This is a genomic window from Streptomyces sp. NPDC040545 (assembly GCF_055595065.1).
The window spans coordinates 215,807-235,155 of the sequence record NZ_JBVIWA010000003.1 but is presented as its reverse complement, the minus strand read 5'-3'; the positions used below and the strand labels follow the sequence as shown (position 1 = coordinate 235,155).

At 73.7% G+C, this 19,349-nt stretch carries 19 protein-coding genes; 12 read left to right on the top strand and 7 right to left on the bottom strand.

The genetic code is table 11. The features are described from left to right. Positions 1-348: 348 nt before the first annotated feature. Entirely contained in the window at positions 349-1,257 is a 909-nt protein-coding gene (locus ACZ573_RS09100) for a dihydrodipicolinate synthase family protein (protein WP_471301171.1), read from the bottom strand. A gap of 71 nt (positions 1,258-1,328) precedes the next feature. On the opposite strand from ACZ573_RS09100, the gene ACZ573_RS09095 reads away from it, so the two are divergent. The 5 genes from ACZ573_RS09095 (at position 1,329) to ACZ573_RS09075 (ending at position 6,861) form a co-directional block, all read left to right on the top strand. Then, positions 1,329-2,315, top strand: coding sequence for a LysR family transcriptional regulator (locus tag ACZ573_RS09095; protein WP_471301169.1), 987 nt, complete (start codon positions 1,329-1,331; stop codon positions 2,313-2,315). 73 nt (positions 2,316-2,388) lie between these two features. Continuing rightward, positions 2,389-3,474, top strand: a complete 1,086-nt coding sequence (locus tag ACZ573_RS09090) for an S-(hydroxymethyl)mycothiol dehydrogenase (RefSeq protein WP_471301166.1) — start codon at positions 2,389-2,391, stop codon at positions 3,472-3,474. A 159-nt stretch (positions 3,475-3,633) separates the two neighbouring features. Next, complete coding sequence (locus tag ACZ573_RS09085) at positions 3,634-4,938, top strand: alpha/beta fold hydrolase (protein ID WP_471301767.1); 1,305 nt, start codon at positions 3,634-3,636, stop codon at positions 4,936-4,938. A 255-nt stretch (positions 4,939-5,193) separates the two neighbouring features. Then, positions 5,194-5,955: a PIG-L deacetylase family protein gene (locus tag ACZ573_RS09080; protein ID WP_390170727.1), complete on the top strand. Its 762-nt coding sequence runs from the start codon at positions 5,194-5,196 to the stop codon at positions 5,953-5,955. Positions 5,956-6,027: 72 nt separating this feature from the next. Beyond that, positions 6,028-6,861, top strand: coding sequence for an enoyl-CoA hydratase/isomerase family protein (locus ACZ573_RS09075; RefSeq protein ID WP_471301162.1), 834 nt, complete (start codon positions 6,028-6,030; stop codon positions 6,859-6,861). Here ACZ573_RS09075 and ACZ573_RS09070 read toward each other — a convergent pair. The 3 genes from ACZ573_RS09070 to ACZ573_RS09060 all read right to left on the bottom strand — a co-directional run bounded on the left by ACZ573_RS09070 (position 6,848) and on the right by ACZ573_RS09060 (position 9,858). Further along, positions 6,848-7,648, bottom strand: a complete 801-nt coding sequence (locus tag ACZ573_RS09070; RefSeq protein WP_471301159.1) for a hypothetical protein — start codon at positions 7,646-7,648, stop codon at positions 6,848-6,850. The two genes, ACZ573_RS09075 and ACZ573_RS09070, sit on opposite strands and share 14 nt — an antisense overlap. A gap of 36 nt (positions 7,649-7,684) precedes the next feature. Next, positions 7,685-8,590: an SDR family oxidoreductase gene (locus ACZ573_RS09065; RefSeq protein ID WP_471301157.1), complete on the bottom strand. Its 906-nt coding sequence runs from the start codon at positions 8,588-8,590 to the stop codon at positions 7,685-7,687. A gap of 104 nt (positions 8,591-8,694) precedes the next feature. Continuing rightward, the gene (locus ACZ573_RS09060) at positions 8,695-9,858 is read right to left on the bottom strand and encodes a hypothetical protein (protein ID WP_471301154.1); all 1,164 of its coding nucleotides are present in this window, start codon (positions 9,856-9,858) and stop codon (positions 8,695-8,697) included. A gap of 212 nt (positions 9,859-10,070) precedes the next feature. Here ACZ573_RS09060 and ACZ573_RS09055 point away from each other — a divergent pair, with 212 nt between their 5' ends. From ACZ573_RS09055 to ACZ573_RS09030, 6 genes are all read left to right on the top strand, one after another. After that, a complete protein-coding gene (locus tag ACZ573_RS09055; protein WP_471301152.1) occupies positions 10,071-11,048 on the top strand; it encodes an NADPH:quinone oxidoreductase family protein in 978 nt (325 codons plus the stop codon). After that, on the top strand, positions 11,045-12,232 hold the full coding sequence (locus tag ACZ573_RS09050) for an acyl-CoA dehydrogenase family protein (protein WP_301364013.1): 1,188 nt from the start codon (positions 11,045-11,047) through the stop codon (positions 12,230-12,232). The genes ACZ573_RS09055 and ACZ573_RS09050 overlap by 4 nt, the downstream gene beginning before the upstream one ends. Beyond that, entirely contained in the window at positions 12,229-13,344 is a 1,116-nt protein-coding gene (locus ACZ573_RS09045; protein WP_471301148.1) for an acyl-CoA dehydrogenase family protein, read from the top strand. Before ACZ573_RS09050 ends, ACZ573_RS09045 begins: the two co-directional genes overlap by 4 nt. Positions 13,345-13,650: 306 nt before the next feature. Beyond that, a complete protein-coding gene (locus ACZ573_RS09040) occupies positions 13,651-14,190 on the top strand; it encodes a GNAT family N-acetyltransferase (RefSeq protein ID WP_471301146.1) in 540 nt (179 codons plus the stop codon). A gap of 59 nt (positions 14,191-14,249) precedes the next feature. After that, positions 14,250-14,618: a tyrosinase family oxidase copper chaperone gene (locus ACZ573_RS09035; RefSeq protein WP_189744454.1), complete on the top strand. Its 369-nt coding sequence runs from the start codon at positions 14,250-14,252 to the stop codon at positions 14,616-14,618. A gap of 30 nt (positions 14,619-14,648) precedes the next feature. Continuing rightward, a complete protein-coding gene (locus ACZ573_RS09030; protein ID WP_471301143.1) occupies positions 14,649-15,512 on the top strand; it encodes a tyrosinase family protein in 864 nt (287 codons plus the stop codon). 101 nt (positions 15,513-15,613) lie between these two features. On the opposite strand, the gene ACZ573_RS09025 is transcribed toward ACZ573_RS09030, so the two are convergent. After that, complete coding sequence (locus tag ACZ573_RS09025) at positions 15,614-15,901, bottom strand: chaplin (RefSeq protein WP_471301141.1); 288 nt, start codon at positions 15,899-15,901, stop codon at positions 15,614-15,616. Between the two features lie 97 nt (positions 15,902-15,998). Further along, on the bottom strand, positions 15,999-16,322 hold the full coding sequence (locus ACZ573_RS09020) for a hypothetical protein (RefSeq protein ID WP_471301137.1): 324 nt from the start codon (positions 16,320-16,322) through the stop codon (positions 15,999-16,001). A gap of 107 nt (positions 16,323-16,429) precedes the next feature. Here ACZ573_RS09020 and ACZ573_RS09015 point away from each other — a divergent pair, with 107 nt between their 5' ends. Next, entirely contained in the window at positions 16,430-17,905 is a 1,476-nt protein-coding gene (locus ACZ573_RS09015; RefSeq protein ID WP_471301134.1) for a carboxylesterase/lipase family protein, read from the top strand. On the opposite strand, the gene ACZ573_RS09010 is transcribed toward ACZ573_RS09015, so the two are convergent. Beyond that, entirely contained in the window at positions 17,883-19,181 is a 1,299-nt protein-coding gene (locus ACZ573_RS09010) for an alpha/beta hydrolase (protein WP_471301132.1), read from the bottom strand. The two genes, ACZ573_RS09015 and ACZ573_RS09010, sit on opposite strands and share 23 nt — an antisense overlap. Positions 19,182-19,349 lie beyond the last annotated feature (168 nt).

Sequence of the window (19,349 nt, the reverse complement as noted above, 5' to 3'; positions counted from 1 at the left end):
CGTATTCGGCGTCTGACCACCAGGAACGAGGTGACCGTAGGCGAGCCCGCCGCGCGGGAACAAGACCCGAATTCCACCGATAGATCGACATCTCGCTATCGGCCGGGTAAATGACCTTGAAGGGGTATCCGTGCAATAGCCGATTCCCTTTCCGGGAAAAGGGAATCGGCCGTTGTGCGGAAATGATGTTGAGGTGTCCGGTGTGGCTCACATCACGGGTCGCCGACCGGATGGCCAATGCGGGCAAGTCCGCTCTCCGGGTGCCTCATCAGGGCGACTTGCCTGTAGGTGGCGAATCACCCATAAAGGATTCTTTCCGGCGTATTGCCGTCCCGTGCGCCCCCAGGGTCACTCCAGCCGCTCCAGGAGGGCCGTCACGGCCGTCACCGCCCCCTGCGAGGCCGGCAGCAGCGGCAGCCGGACGTCCGGGGTCGGGATCCGCCCCTGGGCGTGCAGGACGCCCTTGAGCACCGCGGGATTGGGCTCGGCGAAGGCCGCCGCCGACATCCGGGCCAGCGCGTGCCCCAGCGGCCGCGCCCGGGCGACGTCACCCGCCCGCCAGGCCTCGGCGAGCTCCGCGAAGCGGTCCGTCGCCAGATGCGCCGAGGCGAGGATCCCGCCCACCGCACCCAGCGCCAGCAGCGGGGAAAGGTACGCGTCGTCGCCGGCCAGCACCTCGAACCCGGCCGGCAGGTCACCGAGCAGCGCCACCGCGTCCTCGCCGACGCCACCGCCCGCGTACTTCATGCCGGCGACCCCCGGCAGCGCCCCGAGCGCCCGCAGCGCGGCCGCGTCCAGGGGCTGCCCGGTCCGGTAGGGGATGTGATAGACGATCAGCGGGACCGGGCTCACCCCGGCCAGTCGCGCGAAGTGCGCCATTACCCCGGCCGCCGAGGGCCGCACGAACGGAGGCACGGTCACCAGCGCCGCGCGCACCTCGGGCCACCGGGTCAGCCGGGCCAGCGAGGCCTCGGCGGCCCGGGTGCCGCCGGCCCCCGCACCGACGGCCAGCGGTGCGCCCCGCTCCCCGCAGACCCGGGCGCACACCCCGGTGACGAGGTCGCGCTCCGCCTCGTCGAGACCGGCCGCCTCCGCGGTGGTGCCGAGCGCGACGAGGCCGGTGGCGCCGGCGTCCAGCACCTCGTGGGCGAGTGCCTCCAGCGCCTCGGCGGCGACCTCACCGGTGCGGGTGAAGGGAGTGATGAGCGGTACGTGAATCCCGTGCAACGGGAGGTTCTCTGCGATGTCCTGTGCCATGCCCAAGAGCCTTGCCCGCCCGAAGGATCAAATCCAGTTCGTGTTCCTTACCCGACCCGTAAGCTGAGCCGATGCTCGATGTACGACGCCTGCGCCTGTTGCGCGAACTCGCCCGCCGCGGCACCATCGCCGCCGTCGCCGAGGCCCTCAGCTTCAGCCCTTCGGCCGTCTCCCAGCAGCTGAGCGTCCTCGAACGCGAGGCCGGCCTGCCCCTGCTGGAGCGCACCGGCCGCGGGGTGCGCCTCACCCCGGCCGGCCGGAACCTGGTCGGACACGCCGAGGCGGTCCTCGAGCGGCTGGAACAGGCCGACGCCGACCTCGCCGAAGCGCGCGGGGGGCTCGCCGGAGCCCTGCGGATCGGCGCCTTCCCCACCGCCACCCGGGCCATCGTCCCGGCCGCGCTGATCGCCCTCGCCCGGCGCCATCCGGGGCTGGAGCCGATGGTCTCGGAGACGGACCCGGCCGCGGTGGCACACGCCCTGCGGGCCGGGGACCTGGACGTGGCCCTGGTGCACGAGTACGACTTCGTACCCGCCGAGCCCGAGCCGGGACTGGCCACCGAACCGCTCTACGGCGAGGCGATGTATCTGGCCGCCCCCGCCGCCGGGGTTCCCGCCCCGCCCCCAGGACCCGCCCCCTCCGGGGAACCCAGCCCCTCCGGGGAACCCGCCCCGTCCGGCGGACACGACCAGGGCGCGGTCCTGCGGACGCACGCCCGGGCGCCCTGGATCACCGCCACCCCCGGCACCCTCTGCCATGCGATGACCGTCCGGGCCTGCCAGGCGGCCGGTTTCACCCCGCGGGTCCGCCACCAGGTCGACGAGTTCGCCACCGTGCTCGCCCTCGTCGCGGCGGGCCAGGGGGTGGCCGTCGTACCGCAGCTCGGGGTCACGGGACCGGCCGATCCGGCCGTGCGCCTCACCCGCCTGCTCATGGAGCGCCGTACCAACCTCGCCTTCCGCAGCGGAGCCGGCGCGCACCCGGCCGTGGCGGCCTTCGGCGCGGCACTTCGGGCCGCCGTACCACCGGATCTGGCCGGGTCGCGCGCCGGAACGTGACACAACTCCCTTACCGCGTGCCGTCCGTGTACGTTCGTTGATCCAGACGGATTCGATCAGAGCGGGGTACGACGTGACACATCGCGTACGAGGGGTCATCGCCCGGAGCAAGGGCGCACCGGTGGAGACGACGACGATCCTCGTGCCCGACCCGGGACCCGGCGAGGCCCTCGTCCGGGTGCAGGCCTGCGGGGTCTGCCACACCGACCTCCACTACCGTGAGGGCGGCATCAACGACGAATTCCCCTTCCTGCTCGGCCACGAGGCCGCCGGAGTCGTCGAATCGGTCGGCCCCGACGTCACCTCCGTGGCCCCCGGGGACTTCGTGATCCTGAACTGGCGCGCGGTGTGCGGCACCTGTCGCGCCTGCAGGCGCGGACGCCCCTGGTACTGCTTCTCCACCCACAACGCCACCCAGCCCATGACCCTGGAGGACGGCACCCCGCTCTCCCCGGCCCTCGGCATCGGCGCCTTCGCCGAGAAGACCCTGGTCGCGGCCGGCCAGTGCACCAAGGTGGACCCGGCGGCCTCCCCGGCCGCCGCCGGACTCCTCGGCTGCGGCGTGATGGCCGGTCTCGGCGCCGCCCTGAACACCGGCAACGTCGGACGGGGCGACTCCGTCGCCGTCATCGGCTGCGGGGGAGTGGGCAACGCGGCCGTGGCCGGAGCCCGCCTCGCCGGTGCCTCGCGGATCATCGCGGTGGACCTGGACGACCGGAAGCTGGAGTGGGCCCGGGGCCTGGGCGCGACCCACACCGTCAACGGGCGCACGGAGGACGTGGTCAAGGCCGTCCAGGCCCTGACCGGCGGCAACGGCGCGGACGTCGTCATCGACGCCGTGGGCCGCCCCGAGACCTACCAGCAGGCCTTCTACGCGCGCGACCTGGCCGGGACGGTGGTCCTGGTGGGCGTACCGACCCCGGAGATGAAGCTCGAACTCCCGCTCCTCGACGTCTTCGGCCGCGGCGGCGCCCTGAAGTCCTCCTGGTACGGGGACTGCCTGCCCGAGCGCGACTTCCCGCTGCTCATCGACCTCTACCTGCAAGGCCGGCTCGATCTGGACGCCTTCGTCTCCGAGACCATCCCGCTCGACGGCGTCGAGGACGCCTTCGCCCGGATGGAACGCGGCGAGGTCCTCCGCTCGGTCGTCGAGTTCTGACACCCCGTCCGGCCCGGCCCGCCCGTGATGCCGGGCCGGTCCGGCCGGTCCGGTCAGGCCCTGCCTAGACTCGGACCGCCACAACCCCCGCGCCCCCGCCGCCACCCGGCCGGGGCGCGGTCCTTCATCTCCTCGTACCCCTGGGGGCCGTCCGTGACCATCGCACACAGCTACCGCCAGCCCGGCACGGTCCTCACCGACCACCGGTTCTCCGTCCCCCTGGACCACGCGCGCCCGGACGGGGAGCGGATCGAGCTGTACGCCCGGGAGGTCGTGGCCGCCGGCAAGGACCCAGAGGCGCTGCCGTGGCTGCTCTACCTGGAGGGCGGTCCCGGCTTCGGCGCCCGCCGTTTCACCGGCCGCCAGGCGTGGCTGGAGCGCGCGCTGACCGAATACCGGGTGCTGCTCCTCGACCAGCGCGGAACCGGTCGCTCCACCCCGGTGAACCGGCAGACCCTTCCCCTGCGCGGCACCCCCGCGCAGCAGTCGGAGTACCTCGCCCACTTCCGCGCCGACTCCATCGTGCGCGACGCCGAGGCCATCCGCCCCGGCCTGACCGGCGGAGCACCCTGGACCGTGCTCGGCCAGAGCTTCGGCGGCTTCTGCACGACCCACTACCTCTCCACCGCGCCCGAAGGCCTCACCGCCGCCCTGATCACCGGCGGCCTCCCGTCGCTGACCGCCACCGCCGACGAGGTGTACGAGGCCGCGTACCCGCGCATCGAGCGCAAGAACCTGGCCCACTACGCCCGGTACCCGATGGACGTCGAGCGCGCCCGCCGGATCGCCGCCCACCTCGCGGAGTACCCGGCCGAACTCCCCGGCGGCCACCGCCTCACCGTCGAGGGCTTCCAGTCCCTCGGCATCCTCCTCGGCGGGGGCGACGGCAGCCACCAGCTCCACTACCTGCTGGAGGACGCCTTCGTGCCGACCCCCGCGGGACCCGCCCTCTCCGACGCCTTCCTGGAGGCCGTCCGGGTCCAGCTCTCCTTCGCCGGGCACCCCCTCTACGCGCTGGTCCACGAGGCGATCTACGCCCAGGACCCCGCCACGCCCACCGGCTGGGCCGCCGAACGGGTGCGCGCCGGCCACCCCCGCTTCGACGCCGGCAAGACGCTCGCGGGCGACGAGCCGCTGCTCTTCACCGGCGAGACCATCCACCCCTGGCACTTCACCACCGACCCGTCCCTCGCCCCGCTGCGCGAGACGGCCGAACTCCTGGCCGCCCGCACCGGCTGGCAGCCGCTCTACGACCCCGCGCGCCTGGCCGCCAACGAGGTGCCGGTGGCCGCCGCCGTCTACCACGACGACATGTACGTGGACACCGCGCACTCGCTGGAGACGGCCCGGTCCGTCCGGGGCCTGCAGACCTGGGTGACGGACGAGTTCGAGCACGACGGCGTCCGCGCCGGCGGCCCCCGCGTCCTGGACCGCCTGCTGTCCCTGGTCCGCGACGAGGCCTGAGTCAGCCGGGGCCTGGGTCAGCCGGGTTCCACGAACGCGCGGGTCAGGTGCGCGGTGGCCAGCCTCGTGCAGCTGGCCGCTCGCCCGCGGCGGCGCCACCGGCCCGATCGCGCCCGGATCCAGCCGGCCGGCCCGTTCCCACGCGGCCTCGCTCGCCCCCGGAAAGGCGGCACGGGCCGGCTCGAATCAGATCCCCGCGGCGTCGAGCAGCGCCACCACCTGCCCGTGTCGGTCCATTCGCCTATTGTGCGAGACATGACCGAACAACCTGATCAGCAGCCCGCCTTGCAGCCCATGCCCACCGACTGGACGCGCGCCCTCGCGGTGGTCGCGCACCCCGACGACCTCGAGTACGGGTGTGCCGCGGCCATCGCGCACTGGACGGACGGGGGCCGGGAGTTCGTCTACCTGCTCGCCACGCGAGGCGAGGCGGGTATCGACAGCATCGCCCCCGCCGACTGCGGTCCGCTGCGCGAGGCGGAGCAGCGGGCGAGCGCCGCGGTCGTCGGTGTGTCCGAGGTGGAGTTCCTGGACTACCGCGACGGCGTCGTCGAGTACGGCCTCGGCCTGCGCCGGGACATCGCCGCCGCCATCAGGCGGCACCGGCCTGAGCTGATCGTCACCCTCAACCACCGTGACACGTGGGGCGGTGCGCAGGGCGGCGGCTATTGGAACACCCCCGACCACAAGGCCGTCGGCCGGGCCGTGCTGGACGCGGCCGGTGACGCCGGGAACCGCTGGATCTTCCCCGAGCTGATCGAGCAGGGCCTGGAGCCGTGGAACGGCGTGCGCTGGGTCGCGGTGGCCGGATCCGCCACCCCGACGCACGCGGTCGACGCCGGCCCCGGGCTGGAGCGTTCGATCGCGTCCCTCCTGGAGCACAAGGCGTACATCGAGGTGCTCACGGACCAGGACCCCGAGGAGTACGTCCGCACCTTCCTCACCGGGAACGCCCAGCAGGCCGCGGCCCGGTTCGGCGGGCGTCCGGCCGTGGCGTTCGAGGTCTTCCCCCGCTGACCGGCCGCCTCTAGTCTGACGATCCGTCAGTTCGGCGGGTCGTCAGCCATCGGGCCGGGGGTGCGGGACACGGTGATCGACACCATCTCCACGGAGATCGCGGAGGGCGAGGAGCGGATCAGGCTGGTGGTCGCGGACGGCCTCGCGGTCCTCACCCTGTGCCGCCCGGACCGGCTCAACGGCTGGAGCTGGGAGTCCACCCGCCAGCTCGGCCTGCTCGCGGACCGGATCCGCTTCGACGCGTCCGTACGGGCCGTGCTGCTGCGGGCCGAGGGCCGGGCCTTCTGCGCGGGCATCGACGTGACCGCCCCGGGCGGTGCCATCACGGGCGGCACCCCGGCCGAGCGGACCCGCAACTACTACGAGGGCATCCGCTGGGTGCACGAGCGGTTCGCAGTCCTCGCCCGCCTCCCTCAGCCGGTCGTGGCCGCCGTCCAGGGCTACTGCCTCGGCTTCGGCTTCGAGCTGGCGCTGATGGCCGATGTCCGGGTGGCGGCCGAGGACGCCGTCTTCGCGCTCCCGGAAGCCGGACTGGGTGTGGCGGTGGACGCCGGCGGCGACCTGCGCATCGCCCGCGAAGCGGGTGCGGGATGGGCCAAGTACCTGGCCCTTACGGGCCGGCGCGTCGACGCCGAGACGGCGCAGCGGCTCAACCTCGTCCAGCTGGTCGTCCCCGGCGAGGAGCTGGAGGCCGCCGCCCGCGCCGTGGCGCGGGAGATCGCCGCCAACGCGCCGCTCGCCGTCCAGGGCATCAAGCGCGCGATCGACGGCTACGCCGATGCCGCCCTCCCCGCCGCCCTCGATCGGGTGGCGATGACCGCCGCCCTCACCCTCACCTCGGAGGACTGCCGGGAGGGCTACACCGCCAAGGCGGCCCGCAGGCCCCCGCGCTTCAGCGGAGGCTGAGCACCGGCCGGGTCGAGAACTCCTCGTACATGCCCTCGCCGTCCGGGCCGTACGCGAACTCGGCCGCGGACGGGTTGCGGTTGGCGGTGGCCAGCGGCAGCCAGCCGAGCAGATCGCCGTACCCGCCGCAGACGGCCTCCCCGCCGTCGCCGCCGTGCACCGCGGTCGGGTCGCCGCTCAGCTCCGTGCCGTAGCTGTCGTAGGCGATGTGCAGCCCGAAGGCGTTCGGCTCGTGGCGCAGGCGCCCGCTCCCGTACGACGGCTCGTCCAGGGGGCATTCGTTCCCCCACCGGAACAGGGTGCCCGCCCCGGCGCCGCACGCGTGCTCCCACTCGTCGGCGCCGGGTATCCGCAGCCCGTGCGCCGCGAGCGCGGCCGGCATGCCGGCCGCCGGCTCGGTCAGGGCCTCGTCCTCCACGGCCATGAGCACGGTGGCCAGCGTCGCGGTGCGCGGCGGGCTGAGCACGTCGGCGAGATAGGCCTTGAGGTCCTCGTGCCCGTACCCGTACCCCTCGTCCACGCCGGCCGCGAAGTCGGCGGCCTGCGCGGGCGTCGGCTCCCAGGCGTCCAGGTCGAACCCCAGCCGCACCGTGCCGCCGGGTACGAGGGCGAACACCCGCCCCTCGCGCTCGATGCGTACCCGGTGGAGCGGTCCGCCCAGGTGTGCGACGGCGTCGAGCAGCACCACCCGGCCGCCTACCTGTCCGGCGGCCTCGTGGGCGAGGCGTTCAGCGGCGGCCGGCTCGAGCGAGCGCCAGCGGTCAAGGGTCAGATCGGCGAGAGACATGCTCCGATCCTCGCACCGCCCACCGACAACCGGAGTTCAGGGGGAGGGGGTGAAGGGGCCACGGCCCAGTTGCGTGCGGACCGGGACCACCTCGGGGCTGACCACCGACCGGCGCTGCCAGTTCGCGCCGTCCACCACCAGCGTGTGCCCCGTGATGAACCGGGCGTAGGGCGATGCCAGGAAGGTGGCGGCCCAGCCCAGTTCACGCGGCGCGCCGACCCGCAGGGCGGGCTGCCGGGCGTCCTTCGCGCCGGGCGCGGCGCGCTCCAGGCCGCCCCGGATGTCCTCGGTCATGTCGGCGTGCGGGAACAGCCCGGGGACGAGCCCGTTGATCTGGATGCCGTACGGGCCCCACTCGACGGCGAGCGTTTCCACCAGGCTCTTCACCCCGGCCTTGGCCGCGGCGCTGTGGGCGAAGCCCGGCCCGCCCGTCCAGGCGTACGAGGCGCCGATGTTCACGATCGAGCCGCCGGTGCCCGCGGCGAGGTGGCGGCGGCCGAACTCGCGGGTCATCAGCCAGGTGCCCGTCAGTGTGATGTCGACGACCGCCCGCCAGGCGTTCGGCGAGAGGTCCTCGGCGGGGGAGGGGAAGTTCGCGGCCGCGTTGTTGACCAGCACGTCCGGCAGACCGAAGGCCGCCTGCGCGGCGTCGAAGACCTCTGCGACCCGCTCGGGATCCCTGATGTCGCAGACGGCGGCCGTCACCCGGCCCGCGCCGGGGACGGCCGCCAACTCCTCCCGCGCCGCCTTGAGCTGCTCGGCGCGCCGGCTCGCGATCACCAGATCGGCGCCGAGCCGGGCGAACTCGGCGGCGATGGCCTTGCCCAGCCCGGTGCCGCCGCCGGTCACGAGGACCACCTGCCCCGCGTAGGTCCCGGGGGGCAGGGCGGCGGCGCCGAGCGGCGGTGGCGCGGGCAGCCCGCGCCGGATCTCGTCCGTCATGGGGCATCGATAGCGCGCGGGCGCCGAGATCGCCATCCCCCGGACAGGATCGGCTGGAGACCGGGTCCGGGTCCGGGGGCCGGGTCCGGGCTCCGGCCCTGCGGTCAGCCCTGCGGGGCGTACGCCTGCTTGCTCGCGCAGGTCCAGATCACGGCCTTGCTCTCCCGCGTCTCCCGGTCGATGACCATGCCGGCGACGCGGTCGTCGTCGGTGGCCGCGAAGGCCCGGCTCAGCGGCACGCCCGGGGGCCCGGCGGGGAACGGCAGCACCAGCGGCTCCCCCTTGCCGGGCCAGTACACCGCCTGGAAGAAGCTGGGCCGGCTCTCCTCGAAGTTGGTGGCCGTGCCGACGGCCACGTTCGTCGTCGGACTGCTGCCGTTGAACTCCAGGTCTTGGTAGCCCTTGGCCCGGCCCGGGTCGGCAGGCAGGGCGTCGTACGGCTTCTTCCAGACGGCCGGGGTCAGCTTCGGGTCGTTGCGGTAGTAGTAGTCCTCGAGGCCCACCACCCGGCCGCGGTCGTCGATGTCCCGGCCGACCGTCGCGTACGAGTGGTGGTAGCCGTTCCACACCTGGAGGCTGTAGGGCGGGTAGCCGCCCCCGGCCGGCCAGACCACCGGGAAGGTCTTGGTGACCATGATGTCGTTCTCGGCGTCGAAGTAGGAGCCGGAGACCGTGCCGACGATGTCCCCGCGCTTGTTGATCCCGTTCAGCGAGACGACCTTGCTGCCGGCGATCGCGTCGGCCGGGACCGGCAGCTCGCGCACGACCTTCCCGTTCACCCACTCCTTGGCGACGCCCCCGTCGGCGTGGACGACCCGCCCCGACTCGTTGACGTCGACGTCGACGGCGCCCCCCTCCGCGACGGGCGCGGTGAGCGGCTCGGAGCTCATGGAGCCCAGCTGGTGGGTGAAGGCGACCCGGGCACGGTCCGAGTCACGGGTGGCCGTGCCCACCATCAGGCCCTTGGCGCTGACCGCCTTGACGCTGCCCCGGTCGAAGCCTGCGGGCAGCGGGACGGCGTGGACCGTGTGCTCGGGGCCGGTCCAGTAGGCGGGCAGACCGGCGCTGTCGCCGACCACGAGCCCTCCGGTGCCGAAGCCCACCGCCGTGGAGCCCGTCGGCCCCGCCAGCGCCGGGAGGATCTCGATCCCCGGTGCGCAGGAGGCCGCCGTGCCCGCCGCCGTGCCCGCCGCCGCGGCCGGCCCGGCCGCGGTGATCAGGCCGGCCAGAACGATCGCGGCTCCGGCCGCGGACATGCTTCTTCTCATGTGGTCGTCCCCCCTGGACAGGTGCTGAACCCCGTTGAGTCATGACACGTGCACGCCACATATTGCCTGATCTTGGTGCGGGTGTGGCCTGAATGACGCGTGTTGATTCGTTCCGGAGGGTTCTCCACCCTGACCGGTGGTTCCCAGAGAGGCAAGCGACTGCTTAGTATGCCCGCGGAGCGTGGTTCCTCGACGGCGGCTGGAGGCCCCGGATGCAGGCATGGCGAGTACATACCCCCGGCGAACCCCGAGAGGCCCTTCGCCTCGAAGAGATTCCCGAGCCGGTACCCGGCGAGGGCGAGGTGAGGCTGCGCGTCCTCGCGGCGAACCTCAACTTCCCCGACGCGCTGCTCGTCCGCGGCCAGTACCAGATCCGCCCGCCGCTGCCCTTCACCCCCGGTGTCGAGATCTGCGGCCTCACCGACGACGGCCGCCGCGTCATCGCCACCCCGAGCTTGCCCCACGGCGGCTTCGCCGAGTACGTGGTCGCGTCCGGGCGCGCCCTGCTCCCGGCCCCCGAGAGCCTCGACGACGCCGAGGCCGCGGCCCTGCACATCGGCTACCAGACCGGCTGGTTCGGCCTGCACCGCCGGGCGCGCCTCCAGCCGGGCGAGACCCTGCTCGTGCACGCCGCCGCCGGCGGTGTCGGCAGCGCCGCCGTCCAGCTCGGCAAGGCCGCCGGAGCCACCGTCATCGGGGTCGTCGGCGGCAAGGCCAAGGCGCGCACCGCCGAGGAACTCGGCTGCGACCTGGTGATCGACCGTACGGCCGAGGACGTCGTCACCCGGGTGAAGGAGTTCACCGGCGGGCGCGGCGCCGACCTGGTCTACGACCCGGTCGGCGGTGACTCGTACACCGCCTCCGCCAAGTGCGTGGCCTTCGAGGGCCGCATCGTCGTCGTCGGCTTCGCGAGCGGCACCATCCCCGCGCCCGCCCTCAACCACGCCCTCGTCAAGAACTACGCCGTACTCGGCCTGCACTGGGGTCTGTACGCCACCAAGGATCCCGCCGCCATCGCCGCCTGCCACACCGAACTCACCCGGCTCGCCGCCGAAGGCGCCATCAGACCACTGATCAGCGAACGCATCCCGCTGGCCGCCGTCGCCGACGCCGTACAGCGTCTCGCCGACGGCACCACCACCGGCCGGCTGGTCGTCGTACCGGCCCTGGACGGAGGGGACCGGCGATGACCACCACCGAGGAACTGGTGGCGCGCGTACGGGACCTGCTCCGCGCCCACCCGCCCGCCGACACCGACCGCGCCGCCTTCCTGCGCGCCCGCTTCGACGCCGGACTCGCCTGGGTCCACTACCCCGAGGGCCTCGGCGGCCTCGGCGCGCCCCGCTCCCTCCAGGCCGTCGTCGACGCCGAACTGGAAGCCGCCGGCGCACCCGACAACGACCCGCGCCGGATCGGCATCGGCCTCGGCATGGCCGCGCCCACGATCCTCGCGTACGGCACCGAGGAGCAGAAGCAGCGCTTCCTGCGCCCCCTGTGGCTCGGCGAGGAGGTCTGGTGCCAGCTCTTCAGCGAGCCCGGCGCCGGATCGGACCTCGCCGCCCTCGGCACCCGCGCGGTCCGCGAGACGGGCTCCGGCGACTGGATCGTGGACGGCCAGAAGGTGTGGACCTCCAGCGCCCACACCGCCCGCTGGGCCATCCTGATCGCCCGCACCGACCCCGGGCTCCCCAAGCACCAGGGCATCACCTACTTCCTCTGCGACATGCACGCTCCGGGCGTCGAGGTCCGGCCGCTGCGCCAGATCACCGGCGAGGCCGAGTTCAACGAGGTCTTCCTCACCGGCGTCCGCATCCCCGACTCCCACCGCCTCGGCGCCGTCGGCGAGGGCTGGGCGGTCGCCCGGACCACCTTGATGAACGAGCGGGTCTCCATCGGCGGCATGCGCATCCCGCGCGAGGGCGGCATGATCGCCCCCGTCGCCGCCGCCTGGCGCGAACGCCCCGAGCTGCGCACCCACGCCCTCCACCAGCGGCTCCTGGAACTGTGGGTCGAGGCCGAGGTCGCCCGCCTCACCGGGGAACGGCTGCGCCAGCAGCTCGTCGCCGGACAGCCCGGCCCCGAAGGATCGGGCATGAAGCTCACCTTCGCCCGGCTCAACCAGGAGATCAGCGCGCTGGAGGTCGAACTCCTCGCGGAGGAGGGCCTGCTGTACGACGACTGGACCATGCGCCGGCCCGAAGGCGTCGACTTCACCGGCCGCGAGGCCGGCTACCGCTACCTGCGCGCCAAGGGCAACAGCATCGAGGGCGGCACCAGCGAAATCCTCCTCAACATCGTCGCCGAACGCGTCCTCGGCCTGCCCCCAGAGCCGCGCGACGACAAGGACCTCGCCTGGAAGGACCTCAACCGATGACCACCACGGCGGCACCGGCCGACCTGCTCTACTCCGGGACCGAGGAGGAGCTCCGCTCCGCCGTACGCGCGCTTCTCACCGACCGCTGCGACGCGAAGAGCGTCCTTGACCGGGCCGAGACGGGCCGGCCGCACGACCCGGCGCTCTGGCACACCCTCGCCGCCGGGATCGGCGCGGCCGGTCTCCTCGTGCCCGAGAAGCTCGGAGGACAGGGCGCGGGCCACCGTGAGGCGGCCGTGGTCCTGGAGGAGCTGGGCCGGGCCGTCGCGCCCGTCCCCTACCTGACGAGCGCCGTGCTCGCCACGGAGATCCTGCTCGCCTGCGACACCGCGGAAGCGGCCCCGCTGCTGCGGGAGCTGGCCTCGGGCAGCACGGTGTGCGTCCCGGCCGTGCCGCTGACCCTCGCCCCGGGCGCGCCCCTGCAAGCCTCCGTCCGGGACCTCGGAGACGGGAGCCTGACGGGCACGGTCACCTCCGTGGCGGACGCGGTGGCCGCCGACGCCCTGCTGGTCCTGGCCGACACCGGGCTCTACGCGGTCCCGGCCGCCTCGGCCCGGCTGAGCCCGCAGATCCCGCTGGACCTGACCCGCCCGCTCGCCACCGTCACCCTGGAGGCCGCGGCCGGCACCCGTCTCGCCGATGCCGGAACGGCCCGGGCCGCCGTCGCCGGAGCCCTGCTCTCCGGCGCCGGACTGCTCGCCTCCGAACAGCTCGGTCTCGCCGAGTGGTGCCTGACGGAGACGGTCGGCCACGTCCGGAGCCGGCACCAGTTCAACCGGCCCGTCGGCTCCTTCCAGGCCCTCAAGCACCGCCTCGCCCGGCTCTGGCTCGACGTGGCGTCCGCGCGCGCGGCGGCGAGGGCCGCGGCCGACGCCCTGGCCACCGCGGCCCCCGACGCCCCGCTGACGGTCGCCGTGGCCCAGGCCTACTGCTCGGGCGTGGCCGTCCGCGCCGCCGAGGAGTGCGTACAACTGCACGGCGGCATCGGCATGACCTGGGAACACCCGGCCCACCTCTACCTCAAGCGGGCCAAGGCCGACTCCCTGGCCCTCGGCACGGCGGGCCACCACCGCGGCCTGGTCGCGGACTTCGCGGAACTCCCCGCGCCGTAGCCCGGGTCCCGGCCGGCCCGCCCCGGGCCGGCCGGGACCCCGGCCGAACGGCCGATGCGGGCGCGGCGCCGACGGGTCCCCGTGCGACCCGTCCGCCTCCTGAAGGAGGCGCTGTGCCGCACGCCCTCCACCGGGCCCACGACCCGTCGCTGCTGGTCCTCATTGCCTCCGTCGCGATGGGGAGTTCCCGCCGCTGCGCGAGGAGGTGCACGCGACCACCGCCTTCGCCGGCGCCCGCCGCCCCGAGGCGACCCGCACCCGCCCCCGCCCCGGGCGAGCCGCGCGCCGGTCCTTATCCTCGCCCCCATGACGGCCACCATCACCGCACTCTCCGCCACCGGACTCCGCGCCCACCGCGACGAACTCGCCGCCCTGCTGCTCGCCGTGGTCGACGGCGGCTCGTCCCTCGGCTTCCTCGCCGGCCTCGACCACCCGGGCGCCGCCGCCTGGTGGGACTCCCTGCTGCCCGCCGTCGAGGACGGCTCCCTGGCACTGTGGGTCTCCCGCACCGGCGGCGACGGCCGGATCGACGGCACCGTCAGCTGGTACCGGGAGACCAAGGCGAACGGCCGCCACCGCGCCGAGCTGCGCAAACTCATGGTCCACCCGGCCGCCCGCGGCCGGGGCACCGCCCGCGCCCTGCTCGCCGAGGCCGAGTCGGCCGCCGCCCGGGCAGGGGTGGTGCTGCTGTTCCTGGACACCGAGACCGGCAGCGGAGCCGAGCGGGTCTACCGCTCCGCGGGCTGGACGGAGGCCGGCACCATCCCCGACTACGCCACCGACCCGGCGGGCCGGCTCCGCCCCACGACCCTCTTCTACAAGCGGCTCCGCGGCGCCCACGGGTGACCTCGCCCGCCGCGCGGCGTTAGACCCGTAGCCGCCGGCCACCGAGCGAGGGAGACCGTATGTCCGCAGCATCGCCCGCCGCACCACTGACCCGCCGCGCGGTCCTGCGCACGGCCTTCACCGCGGCCGTGCTCGCCGGCACGGCCGCGGCCCTGGCCCCCGTACTGCGCGCCCGCCGTCCCCGGCAGACCCTCACCCCGGCGCCGCTCGCGGAGGAGGAGACCTACCGCGGCCGGCACATCGCCGTCGACGTCGCCGGGGTCCGGATCGACGGCCGCCCGCTGCACGTCATGCGCCGGGCCGACGGCAGCTACCTCAGCGGGATCAACCACTTCCAGTCCTACGCCACGCCACTGGAACTGGCCCGGGCCGCCGTCGACGAACTGGGCACCGCCCAGCTCGCCTTCGCCGCCCCGCACCACGGCTGACCGACACACGGGAACGGGAGGAGCCCCGCATTGCACACACGGCAGAACCAGAAGAACCTCACCAGCGCCCAGAAGAAGCGCTTCACGGCGGCGGTGCTGGAGCTCAAGCGCGACGGCGCCTATGACGCCCTCGTGCGCACCCACGACAAGTACTTCGTGCCCGACCGCGACCGCAAGCTGCGCGTCGGGCACATGTCCCCGTCCTTCTTCCCGTGGCACCGGCGCTATCTGCTTGAGTTCGAGAGGCTGTTGCAGGAGATCGACCCGGGCGTGAGCGTCCCGTACTGGGACTGGACCACCGACAGCAGCCCGGTCTCCTCCCTCTGGGCCGACGACTTCCTCGGCGGTACCGGCCGGGCGAGCGACCGCAAGGTGATGACCGGGCCGTTCGCCTACGACACGGGCAACTGGACGGTGACCGTGGGCATCACCGAGTCCGCCTTCCTCACCCGCAACCTCGGCCGGCCGCAGAATCCGATCACCCTGCCCACCGCGGCCGAACTCCGGTGGGCGATCGACGACCCGACGTACGACGTCTCCCCCTGGGACTCCACGGCCACCGCGGGCGGGTTCCGCAACAAGCTGGAGGGCTGGTCGGCCCCCAAGAGCGAGCGCTGGCGCAACCACAACAAGGTCCACCAGTGGATCGGTGGCCACATGACCGGCGGTACGGCGCCCAACGACCCGGCGTTCTGGCTCCACCACGCCTTCGTCGACCTGATCTGGGACCGCTGGCAGCAGAAGCACCCAGGCTCCGGCTACCTGCCCGCCGCCCCGCTCGCCGTCGGCGACCTCCAGCGCGGCCGGGTGATCGCCCTCGACGAGCCGATGCCGCCGTGGAACATCACCCCGCGCGAGATGTCCGGCCACCAGGGCCTGTACCGCTACGAATGACCCGCACCCGCAAGCCCGTCCGCACGCGCCGGGCACGGGAAAGGGCCCCCGCCGGGTGGCGGGGGCCCTTCCGTCGATCAGTCGATCAGTCGATCGGGCGATCAGTGGCCGTAGTCGCCACCCTCGGTGTGGTGGTGCTCGCCGCCGCCGGAGGCGTTGACGCAGGTGTTGCCGAACGCCGGGTTCAGGAGGGCGATCACGTTCACGGTGTTGCCGCAGACGTTGACCGGGACGTGCACCGGGACCTGGAGCAGGTTGCCCGACAGGACGCCGGGGGAGCCGACCGCCGCACCGTGCGCTCCGGCATCGGCGACAGCCAGACCCGCACCGGCGACCACGGCGCTGCCGGTGACAGCGGTGATGGCGAATGCCTTCGCGATACGCGACATCAAGATCTCCTCATGGGATACGTGGGGCGCCACAAAACCTGTGGCATTTGACATGGCATACAACGCGGGGGAGGCCAAGGGGTCACGGCCCGTGCGCCTACCTGGTGACGGAAAACCGCACGGAGGCGAAATACGGCCGCACCTGGCCGACCTCTCCGGGCCGCAGGACCCGCAGGGCCCGGCCGGAGCAGCCCGGGCCCTCGTAGAGCGTCGCCGAGCGCCGGGTCCCGTTGGTGACCGCCCGGGCGCCGCCGCCCTCCGCCGCGACGCAGCCCCTCGGCGCGGCGAGGCCGTGGACCCGGTCGTCCTGGCCGACGTACTGGAAGTCCGGGCCGGCGGCCAGGGCAGGGCCGGACACGAGCGTGGCCCCCGCGAGCAGCAGGGCGACGGGCACGGCATGGTGGGTACGCAGGAATGGCATGCCCGTCCAACCGGGCCGGGCCCGGACCCGGTCACGCCTTGTCACCCGTTGGACGGCTGTGCGACGGTGCGGCGATGCGACCGGCACCGTCATCGCAGGAGGACGAGATGAGCGCAGAGGACGCAGCCGACGGCCACCGCCGCCCGCAGGTCAGGACGGCGGCCGGCGTCGTCGAGGGCCGGACCGGGCCCGGGGGGACCGCCGTCTTCCTGGGCATCCCGTACGCTGCCCCGCCCGTCGGAGCCCTGCGCCTCGCGGCGCCCGCGCCCCCGGCCGCCTGGGACGGCGTACGCGATGCCGCCGCGTACGGGCCGACCTCGCCCAAGGTGCCCTACGCGGACCCCTTCGCCGCCCTGCTCCCCGACCCGGTGGTCCCCGGGGACGACTGCCTGAACGTGAACGTGTGGACCCCCGACCCGGCGCCCGGGGCCCGGCTGCCCGTCATGGTCTGGATCCACGGCGGGGCCCACACCCGCGGCTCCTCGGCCGTCCCCGTGTACGACGGCTCCGCCTTCGCCCGCGACGGGGTCGTGCTCGTCTCCTTCAACTTCCGCCTCGGCGTCCTCGGCTACGGACTCTTCCCCGACGCCCCCGCCAACCGCGGCCTGCTGGACCAGATCGCCGCCCTGGAATGGGTCCGCGACAACATCGGGGCCTTCGGAGGGGACCCCGGCCGGGTCACCGTCTTCGGCGAATCCGCCGGGGCCATCAGCATCGGCGCCCTCCTGGCCGCCCCGCGCGCCGCCGGGCTCTTCACCCGGGCCGTCCTGCAGAGCGGAGCCCCCGAGGTCCTGCCGCGCCCCAGGGTCCGCGCCATGGTCCGGCGGATGGCCTCGCTGCTCAAGGTGGACGGCACCGCCGCGGCCTTCACGGCCGCCGCGCTGCCCGACCTGCTCGCCGCCCAGGCGGCCGTCCTGCGGCGGTCCGGCCCGCTCGTCGGCGGACCCGCCTTCGGCCTGGTCACCGACCCCGACACGGTCCCGGCCGACCCCCTCGGCACCCTCTGCGCCCGGGCCGCCTCCGCCGAGGTGCCGCTGCTCCTCGGCTGGACCCGTGACGAGTACCGGCTGTGGCTCGCCCCCACCGGCGGGATGCGGCTGCTGGACCGGCTCGGCCCGCTCGCCGTGGCGCTGGCCCGCGCCCGCTCCGGCAAGGACCGGGCGGCCGTCCGGGCGCTGCGCGCCGGGCTGCCCGCGGCGGGCCCCGCCGAACTCGCCGGACAGCTGCTCACCGACCGGCTGCTGCGCGACCCGCTGCGCAGGCTCGCCGGGGCGCGGCGGGCGGCGCCGAGCTTCCTGTACGAGTTCGCCTGGCCCTCCGGCGTTCCGGGCCTCGGCTCCTGCCACGCCCTGGAGCTGGGCTTCGTGTTCGACACGCTCGCGGTACCGGAGGCCGCCTGGCTGGCCGGGCCGCATCCCCCGCAGGCGCTGGCGGACGAGATGCACGCGGCCTGGGTGCGGTTCGCGGTGACGGGCGATCCGGGCTGGCCGGCCTGGAACGGCGACGGCCCGCCGAAGGTGTTCGGCGGGCCGGAGCTCGACGGGGCGGGGGAGCCGGTGGTTACTCGACGGGCCCTTCCATGACCTTGCTGATGAACTGGACCGGCCCCTCGCCCATGTTCGGCACATAGGTCTTGGCGTTGTGCTGGCCGCCCTTGATGACCTTCAACTCGGCGTGGACCGGTCCCTTGTTGCCGTAGGTGGCGATGAACTTCTGCACGTCGGGCAGCGTCTTCTTGTTGTTCTCGCTGTCGCCGACCTGGAAGGCGAGGTAGACGTCCGGACCCTTGGTGTCGATGAGCTGCTTCGCCAGCAGCTCCGGGTTGTTCTCGGCCTTCTCCTTGTCGTGGCCCTTCCACAGGGAGGAGTCCGGGACGATGTCCGGGCCGGAGGCGATCACGGCCTTGAACTTGTCCGGGTGCTTCAGCACGGCCTTCAGACCCGCGAAACCGCCGGTGGAGGAGCCCATGAACGCCCAGCCGTCACGGGACTTGACGGTGCGGAAGTTCGCCTTCATCAGGTCCGGGACGTCCTCGGTCAGCCAGGTGCCCATCTTGGGCTGGCCGGGGATGTCGGAGCCGTCCCAGTAGACGCCCTTGTCGTCCGGCCCCGGGTTGAGGACCGGCATGGCCAGGATGAAGGGCTTGCTCTTGCCCTCCGCGTACCACTTGCTGATGCTGGTCTGGAGGCCGAGGTCGGTACCCATCCAGTAGTTGCTCGGGTAGCCGGCGCCGCCCGGCAGGGCGATCATGACCGGGAAGCCGCTCTTGGCGAACTTCGGGTCGTTGTACTCCTTGGGGGCCCAGACCCAGACCTTGCCCTTGAAGCCGGACTTCTTGCCGTCCAGCGTGGTGACGGCCACGTGCGTGCCGTCGGCGAGGGTCATCGTGTTCTTGAACTCGGAGGCCGGCCCGGTCGGCATGAGCATCTTGGAGTTCGGCGGCGGAGCGTCGTTCTTCTTGCCGCCACCGGCGGGCGCCTGCCCGAAGGACACCGAGGAGCCCTTGTCGGTGAACGGGGGTATCTCGAAGTGGTTCAGCACGAGCGCGGCTATACCGGCGAGCGCGAGCACCGAGGCGCCCGCGATCAGCCAGCGGCGCCCCCGGGACCTGCGCCGCGGCGGCTCGGGCTCCTGGTACTGGCCCTGCTGCCCGTACTGCGGCTGCTGCCCGTACTGGTCCTGCGGCGCGTACTGCGGCTGCTGCCCGTACCGGTCCTGCTGCCCGTACGGCTGCTGGGGGCGACCGGGCGGCGGCTGCTGTCCGTACGGCCGGCCGTACTGGTCGCCTTGGGGCGGCTGCGGTATCTGTCCTTCCGGCCGGTACGGCTGGTACTGCTGCCCGTCGGGTGCGTACGACATGTGCGGTGGCTCTCCGGCTGCTGCTGCCCCCAGAGGGGCGGGGGTGGTCTGACTGCTGGGTCCTTCCGTTCGAAGGATGAACGAAAGCATGTCAGGGTTCCGCATTTTCCCTACTCTTGGGGTGCCCTGGGGGAGGCCATTGCCTGGCGCCCGTACGCCCGGTGGAGT